Below are 19,134 nucleotides of genomic sequence, written 5' to 3'. Positions count from 1 at the left end.
GCTCTCAGGTCCGCATCCGTGCAAAAGAAGTAATTCAAAAAACACGATACTTGTTTTTTAATTAGTTTTCACGATTTTTCTTAGATGATATGTTTCTGATAGTTGAAAAAGAAATCCTAAGATTTGTTATTTTTCTTTTTTAGTGAATTGTACAATCCAGCAGATATTGCCAAACTCACCCAAAAAGCATGTGGTCCAGTCATATTAAAGACACTGTGCATAATTGAGTACGCAATAATTAAAAAAAGAAAAAAACGTACATAGTCTCCGGCAGTATGTTCTGACATTAGATATTCTCCTGTTGGTATCGTTCAATAATATGCTGTATAGTTGAACTTAACTTTAGCATCTGAATTTAATGATTCAAAAACAATGTAATAAGTATCATAATTCGGAGCTTCGAATTTTATTTGTGTTTTTATTGAATTTCCCCTAAACTGGTAATATTCAAATGTTCCATTAGATTCAAGCTGATTGAAGTTGTTCGAATCTAAAAGATAAACGTCAATAGGCGTCCCTTCTGTTTCGACAAGCACATCTAATAAATCAGATTCTTCTAACTGAAAATAATAAGGTTGATAATACCCCTTCTCAATTACAAATTCATCTTCAAAAGAAAGTTCTTTATCTTTCTCAGAAGAATAACCAACAGAATATACACCAATTAATAGTACAGCTATAAGCAATATCGTTTTAAAATTCAACATACCACCCTGATAAATACGCTATTTCTGTAATTCATATTGTACACCATTTTCTTAATTACGTGCTGCATTCATCTACATGTATTACACATGCATAAATATGCATACAATATATTAAAAGTTATGCAATATGAATAAAGCTGTTTATATTGATGTCAGTCTTATGAAAACCATGAAAGAAAGATCAAGTATATCTTTGGATACAAAGCTTCTTCAGTGGCTTGATTCAATGATTGATGAGAAAAAGATTTTTGCAAGTCGAAGCCATGGGATTGAATTTTCTCTCAAACTGCTTTCAACTCTTTCACCTGAAAATATAATGTTGTTGAGTCTGAAAGGTGACACAAAGCCAATATTTTTGAGTCCAAATGTTTTACAGAAACTTGACTCAATAAAAGAATCTAATGGTTTTGATTCCAGAGAAGATGCTATAAAATTTGTTTTAGCTACTTCTGATGTCTAGTTTTGTTGTGTTCTGTTCCAGATCTGCATACCTGAAGTCAATGACTTCTCCCTCCGGATCACTGAGAACGGCCAGGACCTGATCTATCCGGTCAAACCCATACCTGTAATGGAGGGTGCAGTTTGTCCACACGATACAGCCTGCAGATGTGATCACCGGATGGCCGTCCTGCATCTCTACTGAATCGACTTCATGGGATTTGATGTAGGGATATCGGCTCTCAAAAAGGGAGGCATTGGTTGGTGAGATCAGCAGGATGCAGGCGAGGAGGAGAGCTGTTGTTTTTAGTTTGCAATGCATGATATTATTGATAAACATGTAGCATTAAATAATTATTACTTCAGTGTATGTGATAATTATGATATCATAATATTCTTAAAACGAAACTAAAAAAGAGTTGTAATAATGCTGCTAAAGCAGTTAATAATATTACCTTATACATCTATAATTTGTTCAATTTGTATCCTTTTGCAACGACCTCTACATTAAAATCTCCTAGATGAGTTATATAATGATGAACATTATCCATGATATGATCATATGGCTCTTGACTATCATGTTCCATTCTTAAATTAAATATCCACTCTGAATCAATAATCTCATACATCATACCATAATCTGAATAAAAAAGAAAACTGCCGTCAAAGCAGCCATCAATTGTTACTTTCAATGCTATGTGTGTAATAAATTCAATATTGTATCTGATACCATCTTTGGCATCGAATTCAATGTTTAATTTATTGCCGTTTTTTGTGTCACAAACAATTTTTTCAAGTGGTACATCACGAATAAGTATGTCTGATTCAAGCACTTTTATTTCCATAATAATCCCCATTTTAATTTCGAACTACAATACTTAGTCCATCATTAATTGATGAAAATTTGTCGTTATGCATAGCCGTTTTCAAATCTTTTGGAGTTGCATATACATATCGAATATTTATGTCAGCTTCTTTAAAGGCGTACAAACGTCTATTATCAATGGAATAAATTTTCCCATCCATCTCATAAATTCGAATAGGAGGAATGTCAGAAGGATCTATATTCCCATTTTTTAATCCCTCTATTAACTCATATACAGTCCCTTCCTCTCGATTCTTGAAATATCTTCCAATATCATCTTGAGTATACCTTACCTTTTGTGGATCAATCTTTCCGCGCTTGCCTGCATTCTTTGCAGCAGTTTCTAACACATTATCCCAATACTTATTTTTTAATATTTTCCCAAGAGGCTTCATTGCCACCTTTCGTGTAATATCATCTAATGGAAGGTTTATTGGTAGTAGCTCGTCGGGTTCTGCTGCTTCAAAAACAAGAGCCAAAGTCATGTCCACTGCTGCATATTGTTTATCAAGTGTAGCAGCATTAGGATCATCTATTACATCTAAGTCATTCTTGATATTATATGCAGTCCATCCATAGTCTATCGCAGCTGAACCGATTTTAATAATAACACCAGCAGCAACCAATTGAGGAACATTACCACTTGGATCATTATATTTCACGGGATTAGTCAGACAATATGAATAACGATTCAAAGCCTGTGGATTGTATATTTCAGGCAGCATCATATCAGGCTGCACAAAAATCCTATACTCCGGTGAGTAATACCTAGCACCATAGTACGTCAGCCCAGTATCAGCATCATTCTCCTTACCGGTGAAACCGTACTTCTCCAGCCCACCGGACTGCACCTCACCATATGGATAATACTCGGTACGTTCAACCTCAAGACCATCTTCATCAACCATCAAGGAAGTACTTCCGAGATGATCTGATAGATACCATTCCATACCCTCATCTGTCTGCTTGGCTATGCGCTCAGCGTCGCGGAAGAAGTAGCTGGTGGCAGTACCGTTCTCAATCTCATAGAACTTGTTGACGTAGTAGGTTAACTCACCGGCGGAGTTCTGTTTCTTAACTCTCTGACCGTTTGCATCGTACCAGTACTTTTCAACGAGTGAATTATTTCCAGAATAGCGGACCTCGCTCAACTGGTTAGCATCGTTGTAGACGTAGGTGAAATCCTCATCTTCAACCAGGTTTCCGTTGGCATCATAAACGAGATCGTTGCCGTTATGGGTCACAGGAGCGTGGAAAGGTGTCAGATTGTATTCGTAGGAGGATATCGTGACACTGTTCTCGTCTACCTGCCTGATGCATCCGTACAGATCATAGGTGAAATCTCTCTGGTAAGTCGGGACACTATTGACCGACATGTCTGCACTTGTCAGCCTGTCAAGATCGTCGTACCCGTAAGTCTTCACGGAATCCATCACATCATCCTCAATCTCAAGGATGTTTCCGACGTTATCGAACTCGTAGTTAAGGTCCTGAAGGCTTTCGGTGTGGATTCTGTCCAGCAGGAGCTTCTGTCTATCGTAGGTGTAGGTAGTATTCACGCCATTGGAAAGTTCCTTTGTAGTGATCTGGTTCCTTGCGTTGTAGTCAAGGTTGTCAACCACGCCTTCAACACTCTCCAGCAGGGTCTGAGCGTTGTAGGTCAGGTTGACGCTCGCAGCGTCAGGATAAGTAATCCTAGTGACCCTGTCCATACTGTCATATTCATAGGACGTGGTGTAACCTGTTCCGTCCAACGCCGTCGTTTCATTCAGGGCCCTGTAGCGCTGGTCGTACTCATAGGATGAAGAAACATTTCCTCTGGTAACCTGGGAAAGTGTGCCATTATACTGTAGATCATATGTGAAACTGACATCCTCATCATTGGGGTAATCTATCGCAGTAAGCCTGTCCAGAGCATCATAGCTAAGCAACGTTGAAATTCCACGTGCATCGGTCTGGTTGATGAGATTACCATTCAGGTCGTACTCATAGGTCCAGTTACCCATGTCAGGGTCGTTCATGGCTATTTTGCGGCCGAGGGAGTCGTAGGTGAAGTAGACACTCGGCGGAGTTGTGGGCTGGTTGAGACCCGGTGTTATCTTGATGAGATTGTTCAGGGCATCGTATTCGTATCCAGTTATATAGGTGTCATTCTCATTGAACTCACACACCTCCACAATGTTGCCGTAAGTATCACTTGTGAGAGTCTTGTTAACGTCATTCTGGTTGGTGATGGTGGTGTTCTCAAGATCGTAATGATATCTCAGTGTAGTATTGTCGGTGTTAGTGATGATAGTTTGTCTTCCTATTGGGTCGTATTGGTAGGTAATAGACTGACCAGCTTCACTTATGAAATGTGGAATTTCATTGCTTGATACTAAGCCAATTTCGTTGTAGGTGGTGTTTTGGGAAATCCATTCTTCTTCTCCTTCGTATTTTCTTTGGTTGACTTGACCAAAGCCATCATATGATTCTATGGATTTGTAAATCCCAGGATTTGTAACGATAGATTGTGTTAACGTAAATTTTAATTTAGGATAAACTTCCATCATCCATATATCATCAAAATCCCATTCTTCATACGTTGATTGTATCTGCATTTCAGATGTTGTTTTGGGTATACCTTTCCCTGTATCAAACTGCCCTGATGTGTCTGAATTATAATAAGAATATGATACTTCACCTGAGTTTCCCCCTATCAACCCTCCAACACTAAAACCTGGAGAAGCATCAACTACCCCAATAGAATAACAGTACTCAACTGTTCCTGCATTAAAACCAACAAGACCTCCATTATAGTACGTAATTTCAGGACTATCTACAACAATCACATCTGAAAAAGAATTGGATATATTTCCATCATTAATTCCTGTAATCCCGCCTGTGCAATAGCCAGTACATGATATTGTTCCAGATGCATGACACTTTGATATTGTACTACCACTGTTAACAATACCAGCAATAACTCCACCATACCTATAACATGTAATGCTTGCTTCTAGTAAAGATACATTTTTAATAGTGCCCCCATTAACACTTCCAAATAGCCCAACATAATCACCTGATGTTAAATGTATATAAAGATTAGATATACTATATCCCTGTCCATCTAATGTTCCTTCAAAAGAATATATTGGAGCAAAACCGTTGCCTTGATTCCATAAAACCGTTTCACTTGCATCAACATCGTCCATCAGAATATAGTGTGCTGAAAGATCATTGTTCATTGCCTGCAGATCATATATATCATAAATTTTGTATGGATTTGCTTCTGTACCATCACCATCAAAAAGTTCATCCATATCAATTACCCGGCATTCTATACTTTCTGGAGCCACACCATCAAAATCATATGTATATTCAATAGACGGCGAATTTTCATCACTATAAGGCTTAATCACCTTAGAAATCCTGTGAAGGTTATCATAGACATAATCAGTAGAAACACCATTACTATCTGTTATCTTTGTAATCCTACCAAGATCATTGTATTCATAGTACTCTTTTTGCCCTAGAGAATTCTCTATAGATATCGGATAAATATTGTTATCATCGTATTCTATAGTCTGTGAAGAACCTTTTGCATCTGTAATCTCTATTATGTTTCCATAAGTATCATAGGCATATTGAACAGACGGGTTATACCCATTATTATTCCAAGAGACAACTTTAGTCAGTAATCCCTTGTCAAGATCACTATTATCCTCAGTATCATCATAGAAGTACCATGATTCACTACAGTTGTCATGATTATAAGTTTCCAACCATTCATGAGTCACTTTACCGAGTATCCAGTCATCCTCATCATTCACATATTCGTAATGGAGATATCTTTCATCACCTGTAACATCCACGTCTCCGTATTCTGTGACAGAAAGCGGATTTCCATAGTCATCGTATTCATCATATTCCTTGTAAGAAGACCAGCCTATGGAGTCATTTAAACTCTGTGTAAGACCATCAAACAGTATACTTGACTCATTTTCAAGCAAAATAAGATTTACATTGGAATTAAGTTCCTGGATACTGTATTCCATGTCAAAACTGCTATAAAGATTTCCATTTTTATCCCATATTTCAGTATGGTTTTCAATTCCTTTAAGAACATCATCTTGCAGGAAGGAGTGCTTTGTTATTGAATAATTATTCTCAGCAGTAACTTCACCAAATCCTCTGAACTCTATTTTTTCAGATGGATTAAAATGCTGCATTCCGTTTTTGTATGTATAATCAGTGATAGAAACAATACCAACTGAAGCAGACATCCCATTATCTTTTGTCACTTGATTTACAACCCACACTACGCTTGGTAAATCCGAGATAGTGTCATCACCTGTATTATCAAACTTAGTCGAAGGAGTATATTTTACAGTTGTAATTGCACCATTTGAATGTTGGATTTCCTTGAGAAAAATGGGTGTGTTGCAGATATTGACCAAGGTATCTTCATCATCGTCCACAATATCAACAAAACCATCACCATTAACATCTACAAGACGAACATCAGTTTGATCAAATCGAATAGGTGGTACCCAAGAATAGTCACGCACCCATCCATTACCATTGTTTAACCAAGCTTTTTCAAAGTCGTTACCTCGCAAAATGTCAACTAGCCCATCTCCATTAACATCAGCAAAGCGAACACCCAAATCTGTACTACTAATGAGATCTCCAGAGTAGTAGCTATTTTTTACAAATGTAATCGGAGGTTCCCATGAATCGGCAACTTCCCAGCCACTACCATTATTTAACCAAGCTCCATAATAGTGATTATTGTCGGTATTATAAATTGTTAAACCTTTCAAAATATCAATTAGTCCATCACCATTCACATCCATAAACCGGACACCACAGTCTACATCATGAGTCATTAAACTAACAGGAAGGGTCCAAGAATTAGAAACATCCCAATTACTACCTGTATTTATCCAGACATCATCATCTTCATTGTCTATAAGGTCAACAAGTCCATCGCCGTCAACATCCACAAGACGAACATCAAAACGATCAAATCGAATAGGAGGTTCCCACGAATAATCACGTGCCCACCCACTACCGGTATTCAGCCAAGCTTTATCATCACTGTTACCTCGCAAAATGTCAATAAGTCCATCACCATTTACATCAGCAAAACGAACACCTAAATCAATGGTGTCAGTAAGATGACCAGAGGAATCATAATTGTTTTGTATAAATGAGGTGGGAGGTTCCCAGGAACTAGCAGCTTCCCAGCCACTACCAGTGTTTAACCACGCCTCACGATAATGATTTTTGTCATACTGATATTTTGTCACACCTTTCAAAATATCAGTTAACCCATCTCCATTGACATCTATAAACCGAACACCATTATCCCCGTCCTGATTGCCAATTAGACTAACAGGAGATTTCCATGAATAATTAGACAGCCAGCCAGTATTTCCTGAACCATACTCGAAAACCGTATCTGGAAAAGCCTGATTTGGAGTTTTCTTTCCAATTGTTTCCAACAATAACTGGGAGCCAACCGACTGGTACTCCAGATCATAGAGCCACAAAAACGTGTTATTGCTCTTTACTGTAATATTAGAAAGTACTTGTTTACCTTGAACTTTGTTACCCTGCTCATATAATGTAAATATATTTGGTTTATCAGTATATCCAAAACTAATCTGTGAAATATTATTATTGTAGTTAATTGAAGTTGGGTATGTATAACTCTCTTCACCCACAGGATCTTCCGAATAATGATACATAATCTGGTTTCCATTAACATCTTCAATGGAATCTAACCACCATTTGCTCACATAATTTCGGGAATCAATTGAATTTACCTGCTCCGACTCATTATTATAACCAAACCTATACTGTGTACCATCCGAAAGTGTGACAAACCAGTAATTTCCAAATGTGTTACTACCACCTACTTCCCTTGATATTTTCATGAAGACTTCAGTTTCAGTATAATAGGAACCATTTACCTCCACAAGATTATACATTGCTCCGTTCATATCAAGTACAAACCGATCATCATCAGTGTCTAATGGGGTGGAACGCACATCTCTCATAATATAATATTCACTTATGTACCACCCGTTTCCTGTCATACCATAAGGCTCTTTGGCCATCATACTATTATATCTCAAGGAAATTTGTGGTTCCATTCCACCAATTCCTTTTACTGTCTCAATGGGATATGTATACGCAAAAGAACCCGTGAACATGTCAGTATCAAAATAGTCGTTATCGTGTTCAAAACTAGGGTTGAGATAAGTAGTAGTTTCCACCAACGAAGGACTTGATATAGCCGAAGGAGTATATGTAGAACTTAAAGTTACTATAGTATCTGATGTATCTGATTGTGATGAGCTTGCAAATGTAGTGTCATCATTGTCAGTGTCGTCTGAAGAAGAATCTTGAGTTGCAACCTGTTCACTATTGGAATCAATGTTTTCACTTTCATATGAGTTTTCATCTTCTAAACAATATACATTTGGTGTTAACAAAATAAAAATCATAAATACAGCAATTATTTTTTGAATCCAGCCTTGACTTCTGTTAATCATATTAATTCCCATATATAATAGTTTAGACTGTATATAACATACTTCTAGATATAATTTACTATTTATATATAGAATTTGTAATGTAGCAAATATAAATTTAGTATTATAATAAATAACCACTATTTATGTGTAGTGTTAATACTACTAAATTGAAATAAAACAGGATAATCTTCATCTGCAGAATAAACCACCCTGTTATTTTATAGTATAATTACAGGTACCATCTTCCTGCTGAATAGAATGCCCTGTCATTTTGTGTTATAATCACATGATTTGATGTTAATTCATGCAATTGTCTGCCAGATCTTCAAGCAAAAGGATGTAAAAACATGTCATTTTGTCAAAACCACATGGAAAAATCGAGCCGATCAGGGTAAATGACACACGGATCTTAGGACCCTATGAGCTGGATATCTTCAGGGACTCAATTAACAAGGATTATCTTACTACCATTTTTGATGTTTGCTTCTGGTCAGGGATGCGTTATGTGGAGGTCCAGAGACTGCACGCTCATCCGGAATGGTGGCTGAAGATCCGCAAGATAATACACCTGCCTGAAGAAGCCCAGAAGAAGGCTAAAAGAAAGCAACTGGAAAGATACATACATCCTATTCCTCCACATCTGGAGAATGTCCTGAACTATTTTTTCAAAAATAAGCAGCCGCCTTCACAGTCAACCTGGAATGAGAATCTGTTAAGATGGGGTGAAAGATCTGATCTGGATCTTAAAGGCCTAAGCAGCAAGACAACTAGGAAAAGTATAGAGTCCTGGATGGTTGCTGCAGGAGTCCCGCTGAACATAATCTGTCTTCGCCAGGGACACGATAAACTGACATCGATGAACCATTACCAGGGATTGCCTTTTACGGAAGCTGAAAAAGTTGAGATACGGAGAAGGCTGGCAGGGTGGATCTAACTCACTTATAGGCTTTGTCGTGATGAATGAAACTTAAAAGAGTAATGATCTCACTAGTATTGTCTACTTCATAAATCAAAACAAAAGAACCAACATGAACCCTGCGATATCCTTTGAGTACATTACGTAAAGGTTTGCCACATTCAGGATTCTCACGAATACTTAGAGCCGCTTTCTTGAAACGATTGTAGAGTACAGGATCTTTCTTGAAAAGACTTTTTGTACTCTTCTCAAAATCAGAAGTTGTGATTACTTGATATGTCATTCTTCATAGCTTGCAAACAAGTCTTCGAATGAATCGTATTTAGTACATTTTCCATCTTTAACGTCTTGTATACTCTGCTCCACTTCTTTGATGAATTCAGGATCCAAACGTTCTTCAGGAGGATAAGTCGTTTTTCTGATACCAGATGTTTTTTTACTGCTCATTCTTCGAATGGTAGTATGATTACTCCTCATAAGAGAGTATTTTGAGCTGTAGATATATAAGAATGTTGATACCGGGAAGACTCATATCTCTCCAAAATAAAGCATTAAGCTCCAATTATCTCCAATCAGGTTCAACATCCATCGTATTATAGCCCTGATGCTCCTCCGGATTAAAAGTTTTCAGTTTTCCACCGCATTGAGGACATTTCATCACCCTGTCTTGGTCAATGATGCATCTGCATTTAACACAAACTCTGTTCACCTTATCACCTTCGAGATTCTGCCGTCATGATATGCCCAAACGATATCATCACCTTTGATTCCATCCAACTGCTCAACTTGCTGAGCTGTCTGATTCTCAGACATATCCATGGAAGGATTGTAGGCATGAACATACTGAACCTGTTTTGTCTTTTTGTCCTGGACCTTGAAGTACTGATCCACCAGCTCCTCCCTACCGGTGAATCCATGGCCTCTCCAGCGGTTTGCCATTTGGCTTAAATGAGTGTTCCAGAAATTATCTTCCATTGCTTTGAAAACCGGTTCACCAGTTACATGCTGCTTGTTCCCGGTTAATGTCTTCTTATCTTCAAGTCTGCTGTCAGGATATTTCGGATCCCGGACCCTGGAATAGTATGATGGATTCTTCACAAACGGAAGCTCATCCTTTCTCATCCGGGCAGTAGTCTCACTGTGGGTTGCAGCTTCTTCCAGATCCTTGTCTGCGCCAATGTACGTGTATCGCTCAAGCATTCCTTTCCTGCGAGTGTCCATTGCCCTTAATGCATGGATCATCTCATGAGTGAGGACATCGTTGGCTTCATTCTTGTCACGCAAGTAACTTCCAGATATCCGAATCTGACTGGTATTTGTCTTTTCATCATAGATATGAAAACCTGCAGCTCCTCTTCGGGTTTCAATTCCATAGGTCACTCTGTTCTGCAGGATATCCAGTTCGTGCGAAGAAAAGTTCCCGGCTGATCTGTTAAGTTCCTTTGGCAATTTAGGATTAGGAGAGATCACATCCCATTCACTGCTTTTCTTGTTCTTCTTTGCAAGAGCAGATCTTGGTGTGATTGGTGGAACTCTTTGTTTCTGGGATCTTCTGGTTTTCTTTGGTGAGTAGAACTGTTTGCCAGGGTTATCATCAATTCCGATGATATCATACCTGTTTGGCTGAGCATACCATTTGTTCAATCCTTCCTGGTCGTCAGGTGTAAAGGTATTCATAGCAGTCAGAGCATGATCGAGATCTTTTGACCAGGGAGATCTCCTGGAATGTTTCAATATTGCACTTTCAAGTGACACATTCTGCCTGGACTTTCTGCTTTTTTTTGTCATGAAAGTGTATCTGAATTTTCCGACTGATTAGGTTTGTGATAGCCTTATTTTAGTGGATTTTGCTTTTTAATATGTCTTGTGTCACAGGGGGATTTTATATAGTTTGGAGGTTCAATCCTTGTTTTATTGGAAGTACTTTTGCAACTATATTGCTTCCCAAGGTAGGGCATTTGAGATATTGTTTCAATCCTTATTTTAATGGATAGTAATATTCAATACAGTCCCTTTGGCTCGTTATGTGACTGAACACTGATTGAAATCCTTGTTTTTGTGGATGTTGGTTTTCAATGAGAACGCACCGACATATATCACACCGCATTATGTGTTTCAATCCTTGTTATAGTGGATGACGCTCGATTTTATGGTAACTTTGAATTGGACATAACTCTTGGAAAGTCATTCACAGTTTAATCCTTATTTTAATGGATATTACACTTCAATAGTGGTTTCTGGTTATCCAACTTATCAGTATGTTTGGCTTCAATCCTTGTTTTAGTGGAAATGATTTCTCAACTGGACGTGGGCAATTGATGATATGGGAGATTATCTGTTTCAATCCTTATTTTGCTGGATATTGCACTTCAATTCTATATTATAAAAACCCATATCCGTGATATGAATTCAATCCTTATTTTAATGGAGCTTGCATTTGAATTCAGGAAAACTCACTTTACGGATGATGGTATTCAAGAGTTTCAATCCTTGTTTTAATGGATCTTACATTTGAATAATTTTTTTCATTATTTCCCACCACTTAAACGAGATTTCAATCCTTGTTTTAATGGATCTTACATTTGAATCTGAAAGCGGCGGATACTGGAATTTTGCTGGTTCATATTTCAATCCTTGTTTTAATGGATCTTACATTTGAATCATCTCTGCAAACTTCAGTGAGGAAGACAGGATGGTTAAATTTCAATCCTTGTTTTAATGGATCTTACATTTGAATGAAATAGAGCAGCAGAATGCAACACCAAGTCCTATATTTCAATCCTTGTTTTAATGGATCTTACATTTGAATCGTTTTTACTGTTACCGAAAATAAAACTTATACATTATTTCAATCCTTGTTTTAATGGATCTTACATTTGAATCCTGGTACTGTCGTATAATTGTGTTCTGATTGTCATCTTCAATTTATTTCAATCCTTGTTTTAATGGATCTTACATTTGAATAAGACCCATATTGACAGGTCTTGACTTTACATGTAATTTCAATCCTTGTTTTAATGGATCTTACATTTGAATTTAGAGTCCGCATTGCATGAAGGAATAAGAAATATAAGATTTCAATCCTTGTTTTAATGGATCTTACATTTGAATCAAAAATCACGCATTGTATAACACCAGACGGTAGAATCAATTTCAATCCTTGTTTTAATGGATCTTACATTTGAATTCTTTGGAATTCTCACGCCTTCTATATCTTCATCGGGATTTCAATCCTTGTTTTAATGGATCTTACATTTGAATTTTATTCTGATAGCACAAGAACAGTATATGCTATTGAATTTCAATCCTTGTTTTAATGGATCTTACATTTGAATTTAAAACACAGTGGCCAGTAGATGGTGGTGGAAATAATTTCAATCCTTGTTTTAATGGATCTTACATTTGAATGCCAATTCGGAACGACAGATTATGAATCTTTCATAGATTTCAATCCTTGTTTTAATGGATCTTACATTTGAATGGAAGAACCTGCAGGTTCCCCATAACAAAGGAAGTGATTTCAATCCTTGTTTTAATGGATCTTACATTTGAATTTGCACAGGTCGGCGGCTGATGTATCCAGTAGCTAAATATTTCAATCCTTGTTTTAATGGATCTTACATTTGAATAGCGCAAATATTTCCGTATTTTGCCTTGACATTGCCTATAAAGCTTCCTTTTACAGCATGTACATTCTTGCTGCACAATTATCAAATGGTTTAAAAATATAAGAAAATAGTGCTATGCGCAGATGTTCCTCTAGCAGCAGTCAATGTATTTATTTCCGAATCCTGTTGCTTTAGGGTGCTTGCCTTTATCTATAATCTCAAGTATGCCATTGATGATATGTATTGTCTTAGTGAAATCTAACGGAGTGATTTCCAATTCCTTTACAAGACTATTGATGCTAGTGTAACAAATATATCCTTTATTGACCTTTTTTCCTGAGCTGTCAGACCCGTATAATGTTCCCATAGAATCGTTAGAATATACTTACGTAATGGGTTTTGCATGACTTCACCTATTTCTATCGTATTTCATTTTCTGCCTTCCTGCTCCAGTATCTATTCCATGGATCAGTGATGAAATGAAAATAGCCACCGTCTTTGTTGGAAATAGAAGAACTCTTTACTCTGCTCCTGATCCGCAGCTTTCCACAGTTGCTGCATGTATCTTTCTGGTCTCTGTCAAGCTTCATCCAGTTTGCATGACCGCAATGATTACACTTCCACATGTTCCGTTCTCCTTAGTTACAGAGGATAATTGAAATTACAAAAGCAGCAAAAACAATAACAAGCATGATTAACCATTGTTTAACAATCCCCATTCTTTCTACTTTTGAAATCTTTCCGGTATCGGGATCATATTTTACCTCGGAAGCACATTCTGGACAATACCATGTTATCTTTTTATCGACATCTACCATTTGCACTTCTTTGCCACAGGGACAACGGGTTTCAATCTGCTCATTCCTGTTTCCTCCTGAACGATTCATTCTGCAGGGGAACTCATCAGCCTGTAAAGCATCATACTTGCAGGATCCGCATGTTTCAGGATCCAGATCAACCTCTTCGTACCTGTCCTTTATCTCTACAGGCCTGTGTCTGCAGGTCCTCAGGTGCCGGACAATATCACCGTACCTGGTGAATTCCTCATTGCAAAACTTGCATTTCCACGTCATTTTTACTGCCTCAGGAGCGAATAACCGATCAGCATGAGAACAGATCCCACCGGGACTGTCACGGTTTCGTTCTGCAGCCAGTCATAATTCCTTGCAATGAAAACCAGGAAGACTGCCGCTAAAATGAATTTAGTGATATCCACTAAGCCCCTGAGTAAGGAGAGTAATGTCATATGACAATCCCCTCCTCTCTCATCGTTTCAAAATACCATTTCTTGAAGTCGTTCACATTGGAAAACTGGTATAGTGGAGCCATGTTCTTCCAATTGGGTTGTGATCCATTTCTAAGCATTTTTACGGCGGAATCTACATGTTGCCGGAATCTCTGTTTCCTGAAATCCTGAAGATATTCGTCTAATCTGTCTGTCTTTTCCTCTTTCCTGCTGGCCTTCTTCTGCTGTTCCAGGACTTCCAGCTCAGCAAGCTTGGATCTCAGCTCGGAAAGTTCCTGCTCTCTCTGGGAAATAGTAAGTCTGACAGCATCCAGGGGAGACACTTCTTCCAGGATCTGCCTGATCCTTTCTTCTAAAACCTCTGAGAATGATTTGTTGTGAATGGATCTTGTAGCTTCAAAGGATGATTTCAGGTATGGATCAATAGAAGTTGTAACTTTGATACCATCTAGGTTAATTTTGTATGGCGATATTGGAATGTCAGAAAATATGCCCAGTATCTAGATTCTTGTTGAACTTTTCTTTTCTCTATTTCAGGCATCTGCTAAGCTCTTAAGTCCGCGGGAAGGGAATACAAGTGAAGAGACACAGGTAATGTTATGGGTAGTAATCAGAAATCCTATAGAGAAATTAAGATAGCTTTCAACTACGGTAATAAAAAGGTAGGATATATTGAAATCGTAGAAATTGATGACATTTTGTAACCTTTAAGAAAATAGAAATCTTGCTTTTTCTTCTTTTTAGCTTCTATCCAGAGGAATCACCATAAAGTTCCATGTAAGCCTTTGCCATCGCTTGCTCGATGGGACTGCCGTGCTTCGCTAGATTTTCCAGAATATCTTTGTGTTCCCTTACAAATTCCATAGGTGTTTCGTTTTTATGTATCGAGTCACTTGGTTCAGATTCAACCATTATTAATCAATCCTCGCTAATTTGTTACTAATTTGTTAATAACAGAAACTACTTGATTGCTTATTGCGATTATTTTAACAAAGGGTCCCTATGGTTTGAAGGTTGGTGAAATACATAGGTATATAATACCATTGGGTATATAATACATTACTTTAAATGCAATATATGCATTATTTAAGCTATGGCACGAAGTAGGGGAAATGCAAATCCCATAGGTAAGACTAAAAAAGAAATCTTGTTATTTTTATTGAATCATGATGGAAAAGCAAAAAAAGGGGATATTCGTGAATATTTAAGAGTGGAACATCAGATTAGAGAGAATAAGGGTGTTTCAAATCATCTCGAGCAGTTAGTTAAAATTGGATTAATTTACAAAGATCCTCATTTCAAAAACGGAATGGACTTGTATTTTTTCATAACAGATGATTTTAATAGTTTTGTAAAAATTTACTGTGAAAATTTCCGCGATATTGATCAACTTATTACTTCGAACCATTTCATAGCAAATGCCCATCAACTCGTAGACACTTTTGCCAACTCAATACCTAAAATAAAAACACTTGATTATTTGCCAGCAGAAAGTACTTCGCCTCTTGGTAAAGATGATTTGGATTATCTGCGTGACACCTGTAATCTTAAAACTGCAAAGATAGACGATCAATTGACTCCAGAAGACAAAAAGCAACTTACGAATATTATTTGTAATAATGTACTTGCATTTAAGTTCGTACTAAATTTTATCAATAGTGATAAAAATGCAAAACTGGTTATTTTGGGAAATATTATAGAAGATGTAAACGATTCTATGTTCAGTCCCTATCCGGCATGGATTGAAGGCTACATGTCTGGCATTGAAGATGTTGAATTACGTTATGATGTTCCCGAAGAGATTCTAGAAAGTATATTTACCAAAAGAATGGAAGCGACTGAGCAGGATGCACAGCATTATTGGATTCCTTTTTTTTACATTCTTGAAAGAATGAACAAGAACTATCCATATCTTTTTGGTTAATCCTTATAGAACAATGTAATTAATTTAGGATCCAAACTAGGCCAAAATATCATGAAGATTCACAACGCATATTTTGCGTGTTTATTTTCATCCTATCTAGTATAGGATTAATTATTGATTACCTCAGTATTTTGTGCTACATTGTATATGAAAACAAGATGTTATTTGTTTAAACATTTATCTCTGAATGCTCGTTGTAAGACCATGCACATTTCATGATTTGCGAGTTGAGAAAACAGAGAGCGCAAAAAAAGGGATTAATCCTCCATTTGATCTGCCATCATCTGGACAACTTTGGCTATAAACTCTGGATCTTGCATCTGCTTGGCGAAAGCATCTGCAGCTCGTGCACTATCCTCTTTTAAACTCATGGCTGTTTTAGCATCCAGCACAAGGGAGCAATGGCTGCAATATTTTGCATCATATGGGTTAAGGCTTTTACATCTAGGGCATTCTATTGGCTTTAGTTCAAGCTTTTCCTTTTTTGTTTCATCTTCTATTATTCCATAAGAAGCAAGGACCTTCTTTTCAACATCTTCTCCTGATAGGTGGATGTATGTGGCAGGCATTTTTGAGTCTGCTTCCCACCCTGCAATGATCCTTAGTTCAGTTTCTTTGAAACCACGCTTGACAAGGTCAGTGAGCTTTCCATGCCTGAATGCATGTGGGTGTACATTCTTCTTTACACCTGCATCATTTGCTACTGTCTTTAGCATGTTTTGAACTGTGCGTATGTCAAGCCTTTTCGGTTCTTTTCCGTTATTTCTGAATGTGACAAATAAGGGTGCATTGGGGTCATCTTTGTTAGGGTGCTGATTTATCCATGCTTGAAGGTCTGGAACTGCTTCAATTAGTCTTATTCTTCTCATTCCTGTCTTGCCTTCGACAACTACCACAGCTCCGTATTTGTCTATTTCTACATGTCCAAGGTTCAGGTTAAGTATCTCAGTAGCTCTTGCAGCACTATCCCAGAAGGACATGACAATAGCTCTATCACGTTGTGTCTTGCAGGTAGGTACTAGTTTTTTGATATCCGCAGGAACAATTATCTCTTTGGTTGGCAAGTGGTTTTTTGGTGATCGTGACTTGATGTCGTCAAAGAAGTCATTTTCCGGATTTAGCCACTTGAAGAAAAGTCTTAGGTCCACGATGTCATTATGAACTGTTTTTGGTTTGTTGTTCTTTCTTCGGTAGATTATATAGTTCTCAATGTCCTTTTTAGTGATGTCATTGACATTTTTGTTATCGTAATATTTCAGAAAGGTGTAAACTTTCCATAGCTTAGTATTGATTGTTGTTTCCTTGAAGTTATTGAGATCTAGATTCCTAGCATAGTCTTCTATGATCTCCCTGTTTTCTCCCTCAATCTCGGGTGCATATTTCATACTATCCAGTATGCTTTACACAGTAATAAATATTACGTGACCCTGTAAGTAGGGCTTAGGACCCTGTCTCGTAGGAGTTCGTGCGTTCGAATCGCACCTCCCGCACCAGTTTCTAAATCATTCAGATATTTATTTTTCTTAGTATTTTTATATCTACTACTAATATTCAACCCAAACACACATCAATACAAATATTATCAATCCCTTTCATTTCATCATCAAAAAGACTAATTACAACTCTATAACTACCATCATCCACAGAATATAGTTGGTTGGAGTAATTAACTCCTTTAGAGATTGTATTGTGGGCTGCTAAATCAAAACTTGTCTTATAATCAAAAACATCAATTGATTCTCCAGTTTCCACATTGATGAGCTGGCATGTTACTGTATATTTGCTTTCTTCTGATGTGGGATTAGCCACTGTGAAATAGACCGACATGCTGTCGGATTCTGCAGGTTTCCTGGTGCTGTTCAGATTGGTGTTGTCAACAATGCAGTATCCGTTTTCGTAAGTGCCGTCGAATCTCAAAAGTCCTGTGTCATTATCTTCATATCTGCTGGTGAATGTGAGGCAACTGAATCCTTTATCGCTGCGGTCCGTCATGTAGATGGAACCTTCAGTTGCGTTTTCAGGTGCTTCGCTTATGACTTCAATGGTGTATGCCATGTTTGAGGGTGCGATATTGTTGACAAGTTTTTTATTGAAATCTTCCCAGCTCACCGGTACTGCAATGTATCCGTTATCACTTCCAAATACTCCTTTTGTGATTGCACCACTGGAGTCTGTTAGGTAGATGAACTGCTCATCGTATCCTACTGCAAGGATAGCATGGCCTTCCTTTACTCCGTCTGAATTCATGTACTGGAATGCCATGAGGACTGGCTGTCCGTTGTTGATGTTACTTTTGATTAGATCATTGAATGTCTCGTTATCAAAATCAGTGATTGTGAGTCCCCATATTGTTTTCTTGATGTTCAGTGAGCATATATGTTCAGCATATTCCTCGAGGGTTGTATCTGTAGAACTGTATTGCTCAGAAAAGGTATCGTAATAACCTGAATCAAAATAATCTGCCATTTCCCATATTTCCAGGTTCTGATCATTGTAATTGAACATCATGGTAAGACAATAATAAAGGCACCAGTTAGTGTTTCCCTGATTATAATATGGAACGTCCAGTATTGTGTCTGTGGTTAATGAGTAGTCAATACCCTGTGACATACCTGTTTCTTCTGTGGAAGCGACATTGCATGTACACAGTATCAAAATACAAAGCAACGTTGCCACGGCTTTGCTCGCATATGCATAGCTAACGCTATTTGTGTTATATGGATCCCCCGATCCGCTCATACTCCGGTAGACTCCTGGTCTCGTTTTTCAGGGCATATGTTAAGATCCGTCAAAAGGACGTTCTATGAACATCATGCTACAATGCACAAGTTATCTTTGCATACCTGATATGATTTTTTTAATCCTGTGTATTGGTATATATACGTTATTGATGCCGAAAATAT

Annotated in this window: 17 protein-coding genes and 1 CRISPR repeat array; of the genes, 3 read left to right on the top strand and 14 right to left on the bottom strand. The window is 37.6% G+C overall.

Annotated features, from left to right (window positions below):
• Positions 1–311: 311 nt before the first annotated feature.
• Entirely contained in the window at positions 312–704 is a 393-nt protein-coding gene (locus METTI_RS03705; protein WP_156916237.1) for a PPC domain-containing protein, read from the bottom strand.
• Between the two features lie 130 nt (positions 705–834).
• Here METTI_RS03705 and METTI_RS15005 point away from each other — a divergent pair, with 130 nt between their 5' ends.
• Positions 835–1,167 carry a ribbon-helix-helix domain-containing protein gene (locus METTI_RS15005; protein ID WP_023844478.1) on the top strand — a complete coding sequence of 111 codons (333 nt, stop codon included), beginning with the start codon at positions 835–837 and terminating at the stop codon, positions 1,165–1,167.
• Here the strand turns inward: METTI_RS15005 and METTI_RS03695 are convergent.
• From METTI_RS03695 to METTI_RS03685, 3 genes are all read right to left on the bottom strand, one after another.
• The gene (locus METTI_RS03695) at positions 1,147–1,467 is read right to left on the bottom strand and encodes a hypothetical protein (protein ID WP_156916236.1); all 321 of its coding nucleotides are present in this window, start codon (positions 1,465–1,467) and stop codon (positions 1,147–1,149) included. The two genes, METTI_RS15005 and METTI_RS03695, sit on opposite strands and share 21 nt — an antisense overlap.
• 142 nt (positions 1,468–1,609) lie before the next feature.
• Positions 1,610–1,990, bottom strand: coding sequence for a hypothetical protein (locus METTI_RS03690; RefSeq protein WP_023844476.1), 381 nt, complete (start codon positions 1,988–1,990; stop codon positions 1,610–1,612).
• 13 nt (positions 1,991–2,003) lie between these two features.
• Positions 2,004–8,495: a toxin TcdB middle/N-terminal domain-containing protein gene (locus tag METTI_RS03685; RefSeq protein WP_169729095.1), complete on the bottom strand. Its 6,492-nt coding sequence runs from the start codon at positions 8,493–8,495 to the stop codon at positions 2,004–2,006.
• A 397-nt stretch (positions 8,496–8,892) separates the two neighbouring features.
• On the opposite strand from METTI_RS03685, the gene METTI_RS03680 reads away from it, so the two are divergent.
• Entirely contained in the window at positions 8,893–9,471 is a 579-nt protein-coding gene (locus METTI_RS03680; protein ID WP_023844474.1) for a site-specific integrase, read from the top strand.
• Between the two features lies 1 nt (position 9,472).
• Here the strand turns inward: METTI_RS03680 and METTI_RS03675 are convergent, their stop codons facing one another.
• From METTI_RS03675 to METTI_RS03650, 8 genes are all read right to left on the bottom strand, one after another.
• Positions 9,473–9,736, bottom strand: coding sequence for a type II toxin-antitoxin system RelE family toxin (locus METTI_RS03675; protein ID WP_023844473.1), 264 nt, complete (start codon positions 9,734–9,736; stop codon positions 9,473–9,475).
• Positions 9,733–9,930, bottom strand: a complete 198-nt coding sequence (locus METTI_RS15670) for a DUF2683 family protein (RefSeq protein ID WP_156916235.1) — start codon at positions 9,928–9,930, stop codon at positions 9,733–9,735. Before METTI_RS15670 ends, METTI_RS03675 begins: the two co-directional genes overlap by 4 nt.
• 228 nt (positions 9,931–10,158) lie before the next feature.
• On the bottom strand, positions 10,159–11,241 hold the full coding sequence (locus tag METTI_RS03670) for a hypothetical protein (RefSeq protein ID WP_023844471.1): 1,083 nt from the start codon (positions 11,239–11,241) through the stop codon (positions 10,159–10,161).
• A gap of 618 nt (positions 11,242–11,859) precedes the next feature.
• Positions 11,860–13,082: direct repeats of the CRISPR family, unit length 37 nt; unit sequence ATTTCAATCCTTGTTTTAATGGATCTTACATTTGAAT.
• Positions 13,083–13,212: 130 nt separating this feature from the next.
• The gene (locus METTI_RS03665; RefSeq protein WP_023844470.1) at positions 13,213–13,428 is read right to left on the bottom strand and encodes a PD-(D/E)XK nuclease family protein; all 216 of its coding nucleotides are present in this window, start codon (positions 13,426–13,428) and stop codon (positions 13,213–13,215) included.
• Positions 13,429–13,480: 52 nt separating this feature from the next.
• Positions 13,481–13,687 (bottom strand): hypothetical protein, encoded by a 207-nt coding sequence (locus tag METTI_RS03660; protein WP_023844469.1) that lies wholly within the window; start codon positions 13,685–13,687, stop codon positions 13,481–13,483.
• A 12-nt stretch (positions 13,688–13,699) separates the two neighbouring features.
• On the bottom strand, positions 13,700–14,134 hold the full coding sequence (locus METTI_RS03655; protein ID WP_023844468.1) for a hypothetical protein: 435 nt from the start codon (positions 14,132–14,134) through the stop codon (positions 13,700–13,702).
• 2 nt (positions 14,135–14,136) lie between these two features.
• On the bottom strand, positions 14,137–14,307 hold the full coding sequence (locus METTI_RS15665; protein ID WP_023844467.1) for a hypothetical protein: 171 nt from the start codon (positions 14,305–14,307) through the stop codon (positions 14,137–14,139).
• Entirely contained in the window at positions 14,304–14,630 is a 327-nt protein-coding gene (locus METTI_RS03650) for a hypothetical protein (RefSeq protein ID WP_023844466.1), read from the bottom strand. The genes METTI_RS15665 and METTI_RS03650 overlap by 4 nt, the downstream gene beginning before the upstream one ends.
• Before the next feature lie 770 nt (positions 14,631–15,400).
• Between METTI_RS03650 and METTI_RS03645 the strand changes: the two genes are divergently transcribed.
• Positions 15,401–16,231, top strand: coding sequence for a MarR family transcriptional regulator (locus METTI_RS03645; RefSeq protein ID WP_023844463.1), 831 nt, complete (start codon positions 15,401–15,403; stop codon positions 16,229–16,231).
• A 257-nt stretch (positions 16,232–16,488) separates the two neighbouring features.
• Here METTI_RS03645 and METTI_RS03640 read toward each other — a convergent pair whose 3' ends face one another.
• Complete coding sequence (locus METTI_RS03640) at positions 16,489–17,616, bottom strand: site-specific integrase (RefSeq protein WP_023844462.1); 1,128 nt, start codon at positions 17,614–17,616, stop codon at positions 16,489–16,491.
• Positions 17,617–17,782: 166 nt separating this feature from the next.
• Complete coding sequence (locus METTI_RS03635) at positions 17,783–18,970, bottom strand: C39 family peptidase (RefSeq protein WP_023844461.1); 1,188 nt, start codon at positions 18,968–18,970, stop codon at positions 17,783–17,785.
• Between the last annotated feature and the right edge of the window lie 164 nt (positions 18,971–19,134).

This window comes from Methanolobus tindarius DSM 2278 (genome assembly GCF_000504205.1).
Taxonomy (GTDB): Archaea; Halobacteriota; Methanosarcinia; order Methanosarcinales; family Methanosarcinaceae; genus Methanolobus; species Methanolobus tindarius.
The sequence above is the reverse complement of the archived record's forward strand: the minus strand, read 5'-3'. Positions and strand labels throughout refer to the sequence as shown.

Coding starts and splice junctions, on each gene's coding strand:
- METTI_RS15005 (WP_023844478.1), top strand. CDS start 835: ATGAATAAAGCTGTTTATATTGATGTCAGTCTTATGAAAACCATGAAA.
- METTI_RS03695 (WP_156916236.1), bottom strand. CDS start 1,467: ATGCATTGCAAACTAAAAACAACAGCTCTCCTCCTCGCCTGCATCCTG.
- METTI_RS03690 (WP_023844476.1), bottom strand. CDS start 1,990: ATGGAAATAAAAGTGCTTGAATCAGACATACTTATTCGTGATGTACCA.
- METTI_RS03675 (WP_023844473.1), bottom strand. CDS start 9,736: ATGACATATCAAGTAATCACAACTTCTGATTTTGAGAAGAGTACAAAA.
- METTI_RS15670 (WP_156916235.1), bottom strand. CDS start 9,930: ATGAGGAGTAATCATACTACCATTCGAAGAATGAGCAGTAAAAAAACA.
- METTI_RS03670 (WP_023844471.1), bottom strand. CDS start 11,241: ATGACAAAAAAAAGCAGAAAGTCCAGGCAGAATGTGTCACTTGAAAGT.
- METTI_RS03665 (WP_023844470.1), bottom strand. CDS start 13,428: ATGGGAACATTATACGGGTCTGACAGCTCAGGAAAAAAGGTCAATAAA.
- METTI_RS03660 (WP_023844469.1), bottom strand. CDS start 13,687: ATGTGGAAGTGTAATCATTGCGGTCATGCAAACTGGATGAAGCTTGAC.
- METTI_RS03655 (WP_023844468.1), bottom strand. CDS start 14,134: ATGACGTGGAAATGCAAGTTTTGCAATGAGGAATTCACCAGGTACGGT.
- METTI_RS15665 (WP_023844467.1), bottom strand. CDS start 14,307: ATGACATTACTCTCCTTACTCAGGGGCTTAGTGGATATCACTAAATTC.
- METTI_RS03645 (WP_023844463.1), top strand. CDS start 15,401: ATGGCACGAAGTAGGGGAAATGCAAATCCCATAGGTAAGACTAAAAAA.
- METTI_RS03640 (WP_023844462.1), bottom strand. CDS start 17,616: ATGAAATATGCACCCGAGATTGAGGGAGAAAACAGGGAGATCATAGAA.
- METTI_RS03635 (WP_023844461.1), bottom strand. CDS start 18,970: ATGAGCGGATCGGGGGATCCATATAACACAAATAGCGTTAGCTATGCA.